Origin of the sequence: Aeromonas lacus (assembly GCF_000764665.1) — a bacterium.
Lineage (GTDB): Bacteria > Pseudomonadota > Gammaproteobacteria > Enterobacterales > Aeromonadaceae > Aeromonas > Aeromonas lacus.
On record NZ_JRGM01000134.1, the window covers coordinates 65,875 to 81,138 of the forward strand.

At 57.4% G+C, this 15,264-nt stretch carries 15 protein-coding genes; 10 read left to right on the top strand and 5 right to left on the bottom strand.

The features are described 5' to 3' along the window. Positions 1–100 precede the first annotated feature (100 nt). Complete coding sequence (locus LG31_RS0111105) at positions 101–643, top strand: hypothetical protein (protein ID WP_033114538.1); 543 nt, start codon at positions 101–103, stop codon at positions 641–643. 216 nt (positions 644–859) lie between these two features. Further along, positions 860–1,141 carry an RNA recognition motif domain-containing protein gene (locus LG31_RS0111110; protein ID WP_071910610.1) on the top strand — a complete coding sequence of 94 codons (282 nt, stop codon included), beginning with the start codon at positions 860–862 and terminating at the stop codon, positions 1,139–1,141. A 71-nt stretch (positions 1,142–1,212) separates the two neighbouring features. Here LG31_RS0111110 and LG31_RS0111115 read toward each other — a convergent pair whose 3' ends face one another. Continuing rightward, positions 1,213–2,112, bottom strand: coding sequence for an aldo/keto reductase (locus LG31_RS0111115; RefSeq protein WP_033114540.1), 900 nt, complete (start codon positions 2,110–2,112; stop codon positions 1,213–1,215). Between the two features lie 124 nt (positions 2,113–2,236). Here LG31_RS0111115 and LG31_RS0111120 point away from each other — a divergent pair, with 124 nt between their 5' ends. The 3 genes from LG31_RS0111120 to ltaE all read left to right on the top strand — a co-directional run bounded on the left by LG31_RS0111120 (position 2,237) and on the right by ltaE (position 4,564). Beyond that, positions 2,237–2,644: a transcriptional regulator gene (locus tag LG31_RS0111120; RefSeq protein WP_033114541.1), complete on the top strand. Its 408-nt coding sequence runs from the start codon at positions 2,237–2,239 to the stop codon at positions 2,642–2,644. An 86-nt stretch (positions 2,645–2,730) separates the two neighbouring features. Then, a complete protein-coding gene (locus tag LG31_RS0111125; protein ID WP_033114571.1) occupies positions 2,731–3,432 on the top strand; it encodes an SDR family oxidoreductase in 702 nt (233 codons plus the stop codon). A gap of 112 nt (positions 3,433–3,544) precedes the next feature. Next, positions 3,545–4,564 carry a low-specificity L-threonine aldolase gene (gene ltaE / locus LG31_RS0111130; protein WP_033114542.1) on the top strand — a complete coding sequence of 340 codons (1,020 nt, stop codon included), beginning with the start codon at positions 3,545–3,547 and terminating at the stop codon, positions 4,562–4,564. Between the two features lie 95 nt (positions 4,565–4,659). Here ltaE and LG31_RS0111135 read toward each other — a convergent pair whose 3' ends face one another. Genes LG31_RS0111135 through LG31_RS0111145 form a run of 3 tightly spaced genes read right to left on the bottom strand, consistent with a single transcriptional unit; the run spans position 4,660 to position 7,116 of the window. Continuing rightward, the gene (locus LG31_RS0111135) at positions 4,660–5,091 is read right to left on the bottom strand and encodes a PAS domain-containing protein (protein ID WP_033114543.1); all 432 of its coding nucleotides are present in this window, start codon (positions 5,089–5,091) and stop codon (positions 4,660–4,662) included. An 8-nt stretch (positions 5,092–5,099) separates the two neighbouring features. Continuing rightward, positions 5,100–6,122, bottom strand: coding sequence for a response regulator (locus LG31_RS0111140; protein ID WP_033114544.1), 1,023 nt, complete (start codon positions 6,120–6,122; stop codon positions 5,100–5,102). Between the two features lie 55 nt (positions 6,123–6,177). Beyond that, entirely contained in the window at positions 6,178–7,116 is a 939-nt protein-coding gene (locus LG31_RS0111145; protein WP_033114545.1) for a LysR family transcriptional regulator, read from the bottom strand. A gap of 854 nt (positions 7,117–7,970) precedes the next feature. Between LG31_RS0111145 and LG31_RS0111155 the strand changes: the two genes are divergently transcribed. The 5 genes from LG31_RS0111155 to LG31_RS0111175 all read left to right on the top strand — a co-directional run bounded on the left by LG31_RS0111155 (position 7,971) and on the right by LG31_RS0111175 (position 13,929). Continuing rightward, complete coding sequence (locus LG31_RS0111155) at positions 7,971–9,911, top strand: putative bifunctional diguanylate cyclase/phosphodiesterase (RefSeq protein ID WP_033114547.1); 1,941 nt, start codon at positions 7,971–7,973, stop codon at positions 9,909–9,911. Between the two features lie 153 nt (positions 9,912–10,064). Beyond that, a complete protein-coding gene (locus LG31_RS0111160; RefSeq protein WP_033114548.1) occupies positions 10,065–11,630 on the top strand; it encodes an AbgT family transporter in 1,566 nt (521 codons plus the stop codon). 71 nt (positions 11,631–11,701) lie between these two features. Beyond that, a complete protein-coding gene (gene nfsA, locus LG31_RS0111165; RefSeq protein WP_033114549.1) occupies positions 11,702–12,427 on the top strand; it encodes an oxygen-insensitive NADPH nitroreductase in 726 nt (241 codons plus the stop codon). Between the two features lie 189 nt (positions 12,428–12,616). Further along, entirely contained in the window at positions 12,617–13,381 is a 765-nt protein-coding gene (locus tag LG31_RS0111170; RefSeq protein ID WP_033114550.1) for a hypothetical protein, read from the top strand. Continuing rightward, positions 13,375–13,929, top strand: a complete 555-nt coding sequence (locus tag LG31_RS0111175) for a VOC family protein (protein ID WP_033114551.1) — start codon at positions 13,375–13,377, stop codon at positions 13,927–13,929. The genes LG31_RS0111170 and LG31_RS0111175 overlap by 7 nt, the downstream gene beginning before the upstream one ends. Before the next feature lie 64 nt (positions 13,930–13,993). Here LG31_RS0111175 and LG31_RS0111180 read toward each other — a convergent pair whose 3' ends face one another. After that, entirely contained in the window at positions 13,994–15,208 is a 1,215-nt protein-coding gene (locus tag LG31_RS0111180) for an MFS transporter (protein WP_033114552.1), read from the bottom strand. Positions 15,209–15,264 lie beyond the last annotated feature (56 nt).

Genomic DNA, 15,264 nt, shown 5'->3' on the forward strand with positions numbered 1-15,264 from the left:
CATGGTATTGATTTTATAGGAGGATGACAAAGAAAAGCCCCTTGTCAGTCGCGCTATGGCTATTCACAATGACGCCATTTCGTGATGACAGGAGCTTTTCATGCCTATTACATCCTTGCTGGCCAACAAGCAGGTACAACTGCTGATGCCGCCGGCACTCCGCTATCGCTGCGTCATTTTTCTGCTGTTGCTGGTGAGCTGGAGCGTGGTGGCGGTTTCCTTGTGGGATGGTCGGGAGGGGATGGCGCTGCTCAACTGGGTCGGTACCATCTTTGGCGGCATCATAGCTCTGATGGTGGCCCTGCCGCGCAGCTGGCAACCGTGGCGGCTGGCAGAGCTTGGCTGGGATGAAGCTCACATCTATCTGCTCAATGGCAACAAGAACGAGGCGTTGGCGGTGCCGCGCAGCCAGCTGGTTGCCATCGAGCAGGAGCGGCGGGTAGGCCACGATGGCCAGTGGCTCGATTTCAGTCTGGATCTGCAGTTGAGCGAGCCTGAACTTGCCGCTGCCATGGCACTGCTGGATCTCAAGGCGGGTGAGCTGCATCTGGTCAGCCCCTCTGTCTATCGCTTCGGGTTTAAACGGGCCTGGCATGGCCGCCGCGCTCTGCTGCGGCAGCTGTCAGTGTTGCAGCCAGCCTGAACAGACTATTTTCTCGACAATTCCCGGTAAAGCTCGGATACTGCCAGTGACTCGAATTGATCTTGTCTGCACTGTTCACCCAAGAGATCAATCACTTGAAAACAGTGTGGAGAGAGCCACGGCATGAAGCCATGGCAGGGCTGGCATAGGGGTTGTGCCCTTACCGTTATGCTGGTGATTGCATAGAGAAGGCACCTTGAATCGAGAGTGGATGGCATGAAGATTTACGTAGGTAATCTGTCGTACCGCATGACGGCCGACGAACTGAAAACTCTGTTCAGCCAGTTTGGACAGGTCGACAAGGTTGATATCATCATCGACCGCGATACAGGCCAGTCAAAGGGGTTTGGTTTCATTGAAATGCCGGCCAACGCTGACGCCGAAAAGGCGATTGCGGGCCTGCATGGCACTGAAGTTGGTGGGCGCACCGTAACGGTCAACCAGGCCAAACCGAAGACAGATGCCCCCCGTGGCCGCCCTCAGCAGCGCCATCGCTAAGGTGCCTCAGTAATGCAAAACGGCATGGGTTATCCCCATGCCGTTTTTGTTTCTGGTGGTTTTCGCCCGGATCAGGGTACGTCGTAACCGAGTGCAGCCTTGCGAATGCGGAACCACTGCTGACGATCAAGTTTGATGGACTCCGATGCAACGGCGGCAGCAATCCGTTCCCGCTTGCCTGAGCCAATCAGCGGCAGCGGCTGGCTTGGCAGCATCATGACCCAGGCATAGACCACCTGTTCGATGGTCTGGGCTCCCACTTCCGCGCGGATCCGCTCAAGCTCTTCTCGCAGCGACTCGCAAGCGTGATCGTTGAACAGCCGGCCACCGCCAAGGCATGACCATGCCATTGGTTTGATATTGAGCTGTTGGCATTGGTCCAGAGTGCCATCGAGCGTCCCCTCCTGATGCTGCGGCGAGATCTCCAGCTGGTTGGTTACCAGCGGGAAGGAGAGGCGGGATTGCAGCAGTTCAAACTGGCGCGCGGTGAAGTTCGAGACCCCGGCATGCTTGATCTTGCCAGCCTGCTTCAGGGTGATGAAGGCATCGGCCACCTCATCGGCGTTCATCAGGGGATCCGGACGGTGGATCAGCAGCAGATCGAGGTGATCAGTGCCGAGCTTGTGCAGCGAGGCGTCGGCACTGGCGATGATATGGCTCTTGCCGGTGTTGTAGTGGTTGAGCGCGTGCTGCGGTTTGGCGGTGAGGGCGATACCGCACTTGGTGACGATCTCCATCCGGTCGCGCAGGGAAGGCTCAAGACGCAGGGCGTTGCCAAAGGCCTCCTCGCACTGGTAGCCGCCGTAGATGTCGGCGTGGTCGACTGTGGTAACTCCCAGATCCAGATGGTATTTCATCAGGTCGAGCAGAGCTGCCGGGGTGAGATGCCACTCCATCAGGCGCCAGTACCCCATGATGATACGAGAGAAGGTGGGGCCTTGTGGATGCAGGCTGACGCGGGATACAGACATGGTTGACTCCTTGAAAGGTCAGAAAGATAAATTGCGGCTGCCGGCATCTTGGCCCCATGTCGCTGGCAAAGCAATAATGTGGGTTGGCACGGTTCGTACTTTAGTTCTGATTGGAGAGTCACAGATGGATGGGTTTGCCGAGCGGCTGCAGAGTCTCATCGGGGAGGGGAGCATCAGCGCTTTTGCTCGCAAGGTAGGATTGAGCGAGGCGCTGATCCGCAAATACCTGAAAGGGGCTGAGCCCGGGTTGGCGCGGGCCAACCAGATTGCGATGGGGGCCAACTGTTCGCTCGAATGGCTGGCAACCGGCTGCGGTTATCTCTATCGACAGGCTGAGGTAGTGGATAGAGAGGCGCTCGGGGCGGCGCAGCAACTGCTCCAGGAGCAGCAACCCAAGGTCGTGCTGCCGGATGAGGAGGCGTTGGTGACGCTACTCGCCTACTACCAGTTTTTGCGCACCCATAAAAAGGGCGACGGGTTTCTCGATCTGGCGCTGGCCCGCGAGTTTGGCCGGCATATCGGGGAAGCTTAGGTGGGTTAACAAGAGTGTTGAGGCCGGGTCACGGGCCGCGATTATTCTGATACGCTCTAAACAAATTCATGAACTAGGGAATGGCGATGAGTTATCTGATCCTCGGAAGCGGTGCGCTTGGCTCGGCGCTGGCAAGAGAGCTGATGGTAAGGGATGAGACCTTTCTGCTGGCTGGGCGCGACTATCCAAAAGGGCTTCTTGTCGGATCCTTTTTCCCGCTGCAGGAGGTTGACGTCATCTCATTTGATGCTCTGTTTACGACCTATGATGTGGATCCGCTCCCCTCCGTCGTCATCAACACCATCGGCCTGCTCCATGATGCCCGCTCCATGCCGGAGCGACGGGTGGAGGAGGTAGTGCCCAAGTGGTTGTGTGACAGCCTGCTGGCCAATGCCTGGCCGACGCTGGCTTTGGCGGCGCGCCTGAGCCGGATGATGAAGGATGATCACAAGGTCTGGCTCTGCGCCATCTCGGATCTGGCGGGCTCTATCAGTGCCAACGAGTCGGGGGGGCGTTACAGCTATCGGATGAGCAAGGCGGCGCTCGATATGGGGGTGAAGACCCTTGCACTTGAGTGGGCGGAGCGTTTTGCACAGGCGGGGGTGATTGCGGTCGCGCCCGGCTTGATGGACTCTCCGATGAATGCTCCCTTTCTGGCTGAACTGCCTGCAGACCAGCTGCAGGATCCTGCCGAGGTGGCGAGCAAGCTGCTCAACCTGATCGATGGCTTGTCTTTGTCTCAATCGGGTCAGCTATTGGATCTCAACGGTCAGCAACTCCCCTGGTAAAGGGAGTTGCATGGCTATCTGTGCCCCCATTTACCTCACATAATCCGGCCTCTCCCCTTGCCAAACAGGGGGGCCATGGCTAACGTCACTCTCCTGTTTCAGGAGGGATCTCATGCGCTATATCGATTTACGAAGTGATACGGTTACCCAGCCGACAGATGCCATGCGTCAGGCCATGCTCCATGCCGAAGTCGGTGACGATGTCTACGGCGAAGATCCGAGCGTCAATGCGCTGGAAGCATATGGTGCCAAGTTGCTTGGCAAGCAGGCTGCTCTGTTTGTGCCATCGGGAACCATGTCCAATCTGCTGGCTGTCATGAGCCATTGCCAGCGTGGTGAAGGCGCCATTCTTGGTGCTGGCGCCCATATCTACCGGTTTGAAGCACAGGGGAGTTCGGTGCTCGGCTCTGTGGCGCTGCAACCGCTGCCCATGCAGCGTGATGGCACCCTGGCCTTCGACGACATCATGGCTGCTCTGGCGCCTGATGATGCACATTTTGTTCAGACTCGCCTTATCTGCCTTGAGAACACCCATAACGGCAAGGTGCTGCCACTCTCCTACCTGCAAGAGATGGGGGCCTTCGTTGCCAAGCATGGTCTGAAACTGCATCTCGACGGGGCCCGGCTGTTCAATGCGGCTGTTGCCAGCGATACCCCGGTGGAGGTTATTGCCGCGTCGTTTGACAGCATCTCGATTTGTCTTTCCAAGGGGCTGGGTGCGCCGGTGGGATCTCTGCTGGTCGGTGATCGTGACTTTATCGCCCGGGCACGTCGTCTGCGCAAAATGGTAGGTGGCGGCATGCGTCAGGCTGGGATAGTGGCACAGGCAGGCCTGTTTGCCCTTGAGCAGCATGTTGCGCGCCTGGCTGATGATCATCGCCGTGCCAAACGGTTGGCCGAGGGGTTGGCTGCGCTGCCGTGCATCGAGCTCGATCTCTCGCTGGTGCAGAGTAACATGGTATTTCTACGCCTTGCCAAAGGGGAGCCGGCACAGCTGCTCGCCTTTATGAAGGAGCGGGGCATTCTCTTCTCCGGTTATGGCGAGCTGCGGCTGGTGACGCATCTGCAGATCAATGACGACGATATCGAAGAGGTGATCGATGCCTTTACCGAGTATCTCGGGGGGCGTTGATAGCGCTTGGTGATACAGACTCTCGTTTATAGCGAGACTTGTTTATATCGAAATAACACAGGGCGCCGCGGCGCTCTGTGTTATTGGCCGTAAGCTCAAGCTTGCCGCTGGCCGCTCATCAGCATGGCCTCATCGGTGGCATCGTAGATCATCACCGCGATGTGGGTCACCTGACCGCCGAAATCGGCGAGTGGCACCAGCGTCAGGTTCTGGAACATATGGGGGGCCGAGCCGGTGATGGGGCGGTAGTTGGAGAAGCGCAGCAGATAGGGTTTCTGTTCCCAGGTGCTGAAGGCGCGGTTGTTCAGCTTGAACACCATATTGGCCTTGCGCTCGAACCAAGCCCGATCCACATCGGGGAAGAGGTCGAACAATACGCCATCGCGTACTTCGCCAGCCAGCCGCCCGCTGTGGCTCTCCATAAAGCCGTTCCACACCTGAACCTTGTACTCCTTGTCGAGCACCACCAATCCGACGTCCAGGTTCTGGACTATGTTCATCAACCAGTGAAATTCGCGGATTTCCATAGTCACTCCTAGAGCATGTGCATGATTTTGTTGTTCATGGTGGCGATGGAATCTTCGGTAAACAGCAGCAGCAGATCGCACTGTACTGCGTAATCCTGGATCCGGTAGTTGATCTCGATGGCTAGGGTGCGGCGCCAGCGACTCTTATTGGTGTTGATGAGCTCGTTGATGGGTCTGTGTTGGCCGAGAACCACCGGGTGGCCCTGACTGAAGGGGGTGTCGAGCTGGTTGGCGTAGCCGCGCAGGAAGGCGCCGATCAGCACGTTGGCGGTATCCATCAGCAGCTCCAGCTCGGCAGTGCGATCCAGCGTCCCCTGATGGTTCATCAGCTTGGCCAAATCTTTGAAGCTGGAGTCATGGAACAGGATCAGCGCTTCGCCGGCGATCCCCGCTCCGATAAAGCCCTGACAGACGGCGGAGAGAGTATCCGAATCGGCGGCGGCAGAGAGGGCCATATGCAGCTCTGATACTTCCAGCACGTTGACGTTGGGGATCGGCAATACCACGAAGGCGTTGAGCAGCCGGGCCAGCAGGTCGGCTGCTTGGCCCATGGATACGTTGGCCAGCTCCTGATAGACGTCGCGGATCTCCGGAGTGATCTTGACGCCTACATCGGCGACGACGCCACCGGTTGACGCTGCAATGGTTGCGACTTTATCGCCTGGCTCTGCGCTCCAGAAACCGTGCTGTTTGAGCAGGGCAAGCAGGGTTTCGGGGGCTGCGGGTTTCTTGATGAAATCGAGCGCACCCAGTCCCATCACCCGTTGGTAGGCTTCTGGCTGGATATCCCCAGAGACCACGATGACCTTGTTGCGCAGCCCCTCCCGCTGGAGGGTCTCCAGCACGCCATAACCATCCATTTCCGGCATGGTGAGGTCGAGAAAGATGAGGTCACCATGGCCCATCAGCACCTGCTCGATCCCTTCAAGACCATTGGCTGCATAGTGCAAGTCGACTTTCCAGTCGGCGGGGAGGGCCCGCGCCAACTGTTTGCGGGCGAACCCGGAGTCATCACAGATCAATACATTCATGGTGTTAGGCAGGCTCTGTTGGCAAGGAATGCTATTAAGTGTGGCCCGCTAACGGTCAGATGCAATGGGTGAGGGTATCACCTTGTGAAAATTGATTGTCCCACTGTCTGTTGCGATAGCGCGCGGAATATTTTTCAACAAATTCAGCAAACATCTTAACACGCAACGGGGCGAACTGGTGCTGGCAGCAGAGCATGTAGAAGGGGCGATTGCCGGTTTGCCAGTCGGGCAGCACCGGGCGCAACTGCTCATCCTGCAAGAAGCTATGCACGTAGTGGAGCGGGGCATTGACGATCCCGAGGTGGCGTCTGGCGGCACGTACGGCAGCCTGCGTCTGGTTAACCGCCAGCTTGGCCCCCCGTTTGATGCAGACAAGCTGCCCCTCTTTGTCGGTCAGTTGCCAGTGCTGGTGAGGCCAGCAGTAGATGAGATCGTGCTCTTCCAGTTGATTGGGGTGAGCTGGTGTCCCTTTTTTAGCCAGATAGAGTGGCGAGGCAAAGAGCCCGTACTCGATGTGGCCAAGACAGCGCGCATTGGGCAGGGATTGGGGCAGCTCGCCGTTGAAAAAGACCAGATCCCGGTCGTTATCGAACAGGTGCTGGTGATCGTTGGTCTGGGAGATCTCGAATTGCACCGCGGGATAGTGCAACCCGAACTCGGCCAGCATATCGATCAGGATGGTATTGGAGAGGGCGATGGGCGCCGCAATCCGGATTATGCCGGAGATGTCGGCCTCTTTGCCCTGGATCTCGCCGGTGGCCTGTTCGATTTCGCCAAGCGGGGTGCAGAGGCGTTCATAGTAGCGCAGCCCCTCGTCGGTCATCCGAAGTTTGCGGGTCGAGCGGTGTAGCAGGGAACATCCCAGGTGCTCTTCAAGCTGGGATATGCGTCGACTGATGGTGCCTGTTGGCATGCCCAGTGCGGCTGCGGCGTGGGAGAAACCTCCCTCTTGCACCACCTTGACGAACAGGTAGAACTCTTCGATGTGCTTCATAAACGCTGTTCTTGGTGTAACAAGGGGGCCACCTTAAAAAGAGCATTCAGGGTTGGCAAGCGTAATTCAGCGTTTAATTGATCTGGGTTCGATTTCTATTGATACTATTTTGTTACTCACTTATGGGTAGTGTGAAGGCTGGCTGTTGGTCCGGGCAGGAGAGGTTAGTTTCGCAGGGTGCTGATTGGCGATAAAGGATGTGCTGATCAGCAAAATAGCCGTTATCTCTTGCCAGAAACTGCAACCGGTGGGTGACAGAGGGGATGATGGCTCCCTCTAGCCGTCTATTTTCCGTCGCAAGAAAATGTGAGCCAGGTCATATATTCGCAGTTTTGTCTCTTTTCAAACATCACTTGAATTTATGAACCGACATTTTGCCGTTATTGCTTCATTTTTGAACATGCTGGCGTCTTTTTGTCTGTTTAACCATCCGCTTGGTTAATTAATGAAAGTTTTATCGCAGAGTAGAGAGATAGTTATTGTTTTTGATTAGTTTATTGATAGTAAACATATTGTATTGAATTGAAAAATTGACATGTATGGTCTCGAGTGAGCAACTCTTAGTGCTTGTTTTATCTGAGAAAAAAAGATAAAAATCGAGCAGACAATGTTTTTTGACAGAGTGAGCTTCGGATTAAGTCATTGCCGATAATTCAAGATATGCTGCTTTGTCGTCGATATATGAAATGGTTTTCCTGCTCTTGACCATGTTAGTGAGATACGAGTCGAGAGATATTTGCATCTTGCATTCTGCCTGTGGCAGCTTGCGTGATCCGTTTTCCGGTGGCCAGTGACCCTCCCGCATGAATGACATTAACCAGATGAATACGCTTGATGAACGGTTACTGAAAACCATGGACGTGCTGCATACACCGATCTGGGTGTATGACATCGAGCATCACCATATTTTCTGGGCAAACCGTGCCGCACTCTTGGTGTGGGAGGCGGCCTCCCTTGACGAGTTGTGTGCGCGGGATTTCTCTGCCGATATGGCAACCGCCATCGATCTGCTGCTGCAGCGCTATCTCGGTGATTTTCAGCTGGGGCGCAGCTACAACGAGTGGTGGACCCTCTCTCCAAAGGGGATCAAAAAGCAGATCTACCTGCGTCTTTCCGGGGTGCAGATCGCGGGGCGTTTGATGATGATGACCGAGGCGGTGCTCGACTCGGATACCCTCTATCAGGAATCTTCTCTGGCGACTGGCGATACCCTGGCCTGTTTGTTTGACAGCAAAGGGGCGTTCGAGAGCGGCAATTACCACTTCGAGATGTGCTTTGGCCACCGGATCACCCAGCTCTCCCAGATTTTTGCCAACAAGGATGGCGGCTTTTACCAGAAGCTGTCCCGTCTGGATGAGGTGGTGACCGAGGGGGAGTGTCGTACCCTCAAGGGGATGCGCTGGTTCCAGTATCAGTTCCGTTACATCCAGCAAGGGGCGCGGATCCTGCTCACCATGCGGGATATCACCGATCGCAAGCTCGAAGAGCTGGAGCATCGCCACCTTGCCTGGCACGACTCCCTGACCGGATTGCTCAACCGTTATGGCTTGATGAAATCCCTCGAGGCTTATTGCGGCCTGGGCGAGCGTTTTGCGCTGGTCTTCATGGATCTGGACAACTTCAAGCTGGTCAACGACAACTACGGTCACAAGGCGGGCGATCGCCTGCTGGAGCGGGTCGCAGGTCGCCTCAAGCAAATTTGCCCGCGAGACGTGGAGTTGGCGCGCCTTGGCGGGGATGAATTTACCGCGCTGGTGCCGCTTGGCAGCAACGGCGAACGGGCTCAGGAAATCGCCGATCAGATGCTCTCCCAGATGACTCGCCCGCTGCAACTGAGCGGCCTGCCGGAAGTGACCATTGGCGGCAGTATCGGTATTGCCATCTATCCCGATGACGCGGATGACGGTGACAATCTGATCACCCGAGCCGATATGGCCATGTATCAGGCCAAGCAGATGGGGCGGCTGCGCTGGCAGCGTTTTACTCCCAGCATGCAGCAGACCCTGCAGCGCAAGTTGAACCTCAAGCAGTTCCTGGCCAAGGCAATTGGCCGACAGGAGCTGAGCCTCTGTTACCAGCCGCAGGTGGATACAGCAAAAGGCGCGCTGATTGGCTACGAAGCGCTGCTGCGCTGGTACAACCCGATACTGGGTCATGTCTCGCCTGTGGAGTTTATTCCGCTGGCCGAGGAGATGGGGCTGATCCGCGAGATCGGCAGCTGGGTGCTTGGCACCGCGCTGGCCCAGGTGGCGCAATGGGAAAAGCAGTTTGGCAAGCGAGTGCCCGTTTCGGTAAACCTTTCCGGTTTCCAGCTATCTTCCTCGTTGCCGGTGCAGGTGCGTCAGCAGCTTGAGCTGTATGGCGTTGAGGCATCACTCCTGACTCTGGAGCTGACCGAAACCGTATTGATGCTCGATATGAAGGGGTGTCTCGGTATTCTGGATGCCTTGAGCGATCAGGGGATCAATATCGCCATCGATGACTTCGGCACCGGCTACTCGTCACTGGCCTACCTTAATCGGCTACCTATCGACACCATCAAGCTGGATCGCTCCTTTGTGGTCGGGCTCAATCTGCCGGTGATCCGGGCGACAGCCGCCATGGCCACCAGTCTTGGTCTCGGTATCATGGCCGAAGGGGTAGAGGAGCCACACGAGCTTGATGCGCTGCAGACTCAGGGGTGCCATGTGTTCCAGGGCTATCTCTTCAGCAAGCCGCTGACGGTGGCGCAAGTCGAGGAGAGCGGCTTTGTGGTCGAGTGTCCGGTAGGGCGTTATCCACTGGTCAGCATTTGAATGGCAGGATAGTGAATGTGCGTCAGGCCACAATTTGGCATCTTATATTGATTTAATTAATCGAAATTAATCAATTCTTTGCAGTGCGTCATAGGTGTTAACGCTAAGGATTGCTAGCATGCGGCCTCTTTTTAGGGAAGGAGTACCGCAATAATGAGTCATGCTGCAACCAAGGCCCATCCGGCCAGCCCACCCAGTGGCTGGCTGAACCGTTTCCTTAATGGCGTCGAGAAAGCCGGGAACAAGTTACCCGACCCCGCCATGCTGTTTCTCTACGCCCTGCTGATCGTCTGGGTCGGCTCCTGGGTGTTGTCCCAATTCCAGTTTGATCTGGTCAATCCCCGTACTGGCGAAGCGGTAGTGGTCAACAACCTGCTGACCGGCGCCGGTCTGGCCGAGTTTCTCTCCACCATGGTCACGACCTTTACCGGCTTTGCCCCGTTAGGCATCGTGCTGGTGGCCATGCTGGGGGTAGGGGTGGCCGAGCAGTCCGGTTTTATCAATACCGGCCTGAAAAAGTTGCTGAAAGTGACCCCGGCCCGTTTCCTCACCCCCATGTTGATCCTGGTGGCCATCGTCAGTCATACCGCAGCGGATGCGGGGTATGTGCTGGTGATCCCCATTGGCGGCATTATCTTTCACGCAGCGGGGCGCCATCCGCTGGCGGGCATCGCCGCCGCGTTTGCCGGTGTTTCAGGTGGTTTTGCCGCCAACTTCTTGCCATCCGGTGGCGATGCCTTGCTGCAGGGTTTTACCCAGTCTGCCGCGCAAATTCTTGACCCCGAGTACATGGTCAATACCCTGTGCAACATCATCTTTACCGGTGCATCCTCCCTGCTGATCATCTGCGTCGGCTGGTTCGTCACCGAGAAGGTGGTAGAGCCCCGTCTCAAGCATGTCGAGCTCAATGACGATCTGGAGAGTGCCGACGAGATGGGCCGCTACACCGCTCAGGAGAGCCGTGCTTTCAACTGGGCAGGGTTTGCCATGCTGGCTGCCATCGTGCTGCTGGCGCTGGCGCTCTCCCCGAGCGATTCCCCACTGCGTGCTGCCGATGGTTCGCTGACCACCTTTGCCGCTCCCGTGATGAAGTCCATCGTGCCGCTCATCTTCCTGCTCTTTATCCTGCCGGGGATTGTCTACGGCTTCGTGGCGGGCAACTTCAAGAGTGGCAAGGACGTGATCGATGCCATGTCGGCCACCATGAACAAGATGGGATCCTACATGGTGATGGCCTTCTTCTGCGCGCTCTTCATCAAGGCGTTTGGCGATTCCAATCTGGGCACCCTGCTGGCCCTTTCCGGTGCCGAGGTGCTCCATGCACTGGCACTGCCCGGTGAAATCACCATTGTCGGAATGATCCTGCTGACCGCGACCGTCAATCTGGTGGTGGGGTCGGCATCCGCCAAGTGGGCGCTGATCAGCCCCATTCTGGTACCGATGCTGATGGCTGTCGGGATCTCCCCCGAGCTGACCCAGGCGGCATACCGTGTCGGTGATTCCGCCTCCAACATCATCACCCCGCTGATGGTCTTCTTCCCGCTGGTGGTGGTCTATTGCCAGCAGTATGTGAAGAGCACCGGGATCGGCACTCTGGTCTCCATGATGCTGCCTTACTCGCTGGCCTTCCTGGTGAGCTGGACCATCTTCCTGCTGCTCTACTGGGCGCTTGGCTTCCCGCTCGGGTTGCAAGCTCCGTATGTCTATCCAGCCCCCTGAACGGGGTATGCGAGGGAGCCTTGGGCTCCCTCGTTTTTTTCGCTATGGTGTTACCTCACTCTGGAGGTGCCATGAATCAGACTATCGACCTTATCCTTTCCCATCGTTCCATTCGCCAGTTCACAGCCGAGCCCATCAGCTCGCAGCAGCTGGATGCCATTCTGGCTGCCGCCCAGTCGGCATCGACCTCAAGTTTTCTGCAGGTGACCAGCATCATTCGGGTGACCGAGCCTGAAGCGCGCAAGCAGCTGGCACAGCAGGCGGGCAATCAGTCCTATGTTGAACAGGCGGCGGAGTTTCTGGTGTTTTGCGCCGACTACCACCGCCACAGCCAGATAGTGCCAGATGCCCAGACCGGCTATGCGGAGCAGCTGCTGATCGGTGCCATCGACGGTGCCATCATGGGGCAAAATGCCCTGCTGGCGGCGCAGTCGCTGGGGCTGGGAGGGGTTTATATCGGTGGTCTGCGCAACCATCCGGCCGAGGTGAGCGAGCTGCTGGGTTTGCCTGACCGGGTGATCCCACTCTTTGGTCTCTGCCTCGGTCATCCTGCCCAGCAGCCTGAGCAGAAACCCCGGTTGCCACGGGCATTGGTTGTACATCAGGAGCGCTATCAGCGCGAGCTGGATCGCGACCTGCTGGCTCGGTACGACCAGCAGATCGAGGCCTATTATCAGGCTCGCAGCAGCAACAACAAGCAGCAGACCTGGAGCGGCCAGATCCGCGCCATTCTGACCAAGGAGTCCCGTCCTTTTATGCTGGGCTTCCTGCAATCCCGAGGCTTTAACCTCAAGTAATGAGCCTGATGGGCGATACTAAAAGGGAGCGTGCATCTTGTGCGCTCCCTCTTGATCCTGCCATCTCCCCGGGAGCAGCCGTCCAGCTTGGCGACAAATCGTGGGCAAGGGGGGATCTGCAGGCTACCTTAAGTGGGTAAGCTGTTGTAGGATCACGCAATTGGATTGGGACAGGGGTTTGAACATCCTATGATTTTAACTTTGGTATTGCTGTCTATTGGCGCACTCCTGTTTTTGGTTATCGCCTATAACGTGGTGCAGCAATATAAGCAGAAAGCTGAGTCGGACAAGCGCCACGCGGTTGCCAGACACAAAACGGTGGCTGACGAGACCGAAGAGGTGCTGCTGAACGTCAATCTGGTGCCCTTTTCCAAAAACATGGTGCTGCTGATGCAACACCGCATTCTGGATGCCTATCGCGCCATTGCCCAGGTGATGCCAAACAGCCAGATCAAACAGCGCATCATCGATGTCCAGACCCAGATCAAGAATGTGCAGGAGAACTACAGCGCGCAGGATGAGGGGCATTTCAAGACGCCCGAGTCCGATCGCCAGGCCATCCAGATGCTGCAGCTGGTCAAGAAGATGCGGGCCGTGCTGCGGGTCGAGCACAACAAGGGCAAGATTGATCCGCAAGGGTTTGCCCAGGAAGATCGCCGCCTCGAGCTGATGCAGCTCAAGATCAACATCTCGAATCTGGTCAAGCGGGCGATGGATGCCCGCATTCAGGGCCAATACGGTACCTGCCGCCAGCTCTACACCAAAGGGCTTTCCGCCATGGCCAGCGTAGTGGACAAGGATCCCTATCTGCTGGCTCGTGAAGAGGATATGCGGCAGGGGCTTAAGGAGCTCGAAGAGCTGCAGCAGCAAAACAGTGCGCAGGATCTGCAAAACATCAAGGACAAGGAAGCCGACGAGCTCGATGTCCTGTTTCAACCCAAGAAGAAATGGTAAGCATGTCTCACCCACTCGATTCTACTCTGGGGCCGATGGCCCCTTTTGTTTCCCGGTTGCTGGCTGAATTGGCCGAATGTGGCCTCTCTTTCGCTGAACCTCACATTGACCACCTCTGCTATCGTGCCGCCACCTTGCCCGAATATCAGCACCTAGACGAGCTGCTGACGGGGGCAGGGGAGCTGCTGGTGGAGGGGATGATCGGCGGTCGCCCCATCGCTACTTATCAGCTGCATCAGCCAGTACAGGTCGGAGCGGTACGCGTTCCCTGCATCGAGCTGGCGGCGCCCAAACCGGGCCGTACTCATCAGGCCGGACTTGAGCATATCGAGCTGGTGGTGCCTTCCCTTCAGGCGCTGGTGGAGCTCCATCCCGAGCTTTCCTTCAAAACCGGCAATATGCTGGATAGTCGCAATCCCGATGTGGCGCTGATGCTACCCTCCGGACAGATCAAGTTTCACCTGCGCCCGCTGGCGGAGGTGATCGCCGAAGAGGTGGCGACTGGCGCAGTGGTGGCGGTACCTGACGACTATTTCGAGACGTACTAAGCGCTTGGAAGATTGATATCGGTAGAAGAGAGGGGCACCCCGGGGCCCCTCTCTTTTTCTTTGTTTATACGAAGTGGTGAGGCGTCAGCCCATGCTCGCTGCGTTGTTTCAGGCGGCCTAGCCAAATCCCAAGGCCTGCGGTCAGGAGCAGCACCAGCTCGATCCCCAGCACCAGACCACCCAGCCCTCCCTTTTCCCAGAAGGGGTGGAGGTAGAGCCCGCCCAGACTGGCGCCCAGATAGTAGGCCACCAGATAGAGGGAGGAGGCTAGCGCCCGGTTGTGCTCGACATGGTGGCCGACCCAGGCACTGGCACAGGCGTGCGCCATGAAAAAACCGAAGCTCGAGACGAGCAGACCGCTCAAAATGGCGGGCAGGGTTCCCTGTAGCAAGCAGAAGCTACCGAGCGCCATGAGGGCAATGCCGCCAAGCAACATGCGCTGTGCTCCCCAGCGATTGGCACAGCGACCACTGAGAGAAGAGGCGACCGTACCCGAGAGATAGGTGAGAAAGAGCATGCCGAGCCACTGGGTCGGCAGGGAGAAGGGGGGCTTGGCCAGCAAAAAGGTGAGATAACTGAACTGGTTCAAAAAGACCATGAAGTTGAGCCCGCCAATCAGATAGGCGCCCACCAGCAGCGGGTTGGTCAGATGACCACGCAGGGCTAGGGCAAACTGGCCCGGGGCCGGATTGACGGGAACAAAACGAGCCTGTTTTGGCAGTAGCCAGAAGACCAGCGGCAAGAGCGACAGGCTGATCACGCCGACCCCGAGGAAGGTGTGTTGCCAGTCGCCAAACCAGCCGGCCAGCAGCCCGCCCACCACGCGCCCGGCGATCCCTCCAAGGGAGTTGGCGGCGATATAGACCCCGACCGCCGAGAGCAGCGCCCGTTTGCTGAACTCCTCGCCCATATAGGCGATAGCCGTGGCCGGCAGGCCCGCCAGCAGCGCGCCTTGCAGCACGCGCAGTATGAGCAGGGTGCGAAACTGCTCGACGAGAGGGATCAGCAGGGAGAGCAGGATGGCCAGGGTAAGGGTCCCCAGCATGATCTGGCGACGGCCGTGGCGATCCGCCAGTCGGGCACAGAGCAGCAGGGAGGCAGCGAGCCCGGCAGTACAGCCCGCCAGCGTCCAGCTGGCGGCGAGCGAGTTGACCGAGAAGACCTGAGCCAGCAGCGGGAGCAGGGGATGGGTTTGATAGAGATTGAGAAAGACCAGAAAGGACCCCAGGCTGAGCGCCAGGGTGGCGCGTATCCATTCACGACTACCGGCTTCGATCATTGCATATCGTCCTGACCATTTTTCATCAGGGTAAGGCACGCCTAGATATAAATATA

Excerpts from the sequence above, each read along its gene's own strand:
- LG31_RS0111135 (WP_033114543.1), bottom strand. The coding sequence starts at position 5,091 with ATGGAAATCCGCGAATTTCACTGGTTGATGAACATAGTCCAGAACCTG.
- LG31_RS0111105 (WP_033114538.1), top strand. The coding sequence starts at position 101 with ATGCCTATTACATCCTTGCTGGCCAACAAGCAGGTACAACTGCTGATG.
- ltaE (WP_033114542.1), top strand. The coding sequence starts at position 3,545 with ATGCGCTATATCGATTTACGAAGTGATACGGTTACCCAGCCGACAGAT.
- LG31_RS0111180 (WP_033114552.1), bottom strand. The coding sequence starts at position 15,208 with ATGATCGAAGCCGGTAGTCGTGAATGGATACGCGCCACCCTGGCGCTC.
- LG31_RS0111160 (WP_033114548.1), top strand. The coding sequence starts at position 10,065 with ATGAGTCATGCTGCAACCAAGGCCCATCCGGCCAGCCCACCCAGTGGC.
- LG31_RS0111155 (WP_033114547.1), top strand. The coding sequence starts at position 7,971 with ATGGACGTGCTGCATACACCGATCTGGGTGTATGACATCGAGCATCAC.
- LG31_RS0111110 (WP_071910610.1), top strand. The coding sequence starts at position 860 with ATGAAGATTTACGTAGGTAATCTGTCGTACCGCATGACGGCCGACGAA.
- LG31_RS0111125 (WP_033114571.1), top strand. The coding sequence starts at position 2,731 with ATGAGTTATCTGATCCTCGGAAGCGGTGCGCTTGGCTCGGCGCTGGCA.
- LG31_RS0111140 (WP_033114544.1), bottom strand. The coding sequence starts at position 6,122 with ATGAATGTATTGATCTGTGATGACTCCGGGTTCGCCCGCAAACAGTTG.
- nfsA (WP_033114549.1), top strand. The coding sequence starts at position 11,702 with ATGAATCAGACTATCGACCTTATCCTTTCCCATCGTTCCATTCGCCAG.
- LG31_RS0111145 (WP_033114545.1), bottom strand. The coding sequence starts at position 7,116 with ATGAAGCACATCGAAGAGTTCTACCTGTTCGTCAAGGTGGTGCAAGAG.
- LG31_RS0111120 (WP_033114541.1), top strand. The coding sequence starts at position 2,237 with ATGGATGGGTTTGCCGAGCGGCTGCAGAGTCTCATCGGGGAGGGGAGC.
- LG31_RS0111115 (WP_033114540.1), bottom strand. The coding sequence starts at position 2,112 with ATGTCTGTATCCCGCGTCAGCCTGCATCCACAAGGCCCCACCTTCTCT.
- LG31_RS0111175 (WP_033114551.1), top strand. The coding sequence starts at position 13,375 with ATGGTAAGCATGTCTCACCCACTCGATTCTACTCTGGGGCCGATGGCC.
- LG31_RS0111170 (WP_033114550.1), top strand. The coding sequence starts at position 12,617 with ATGATTTTAACTTTGGTATTGCTGTCTATTGGCGCACTCCTGTTTTTG.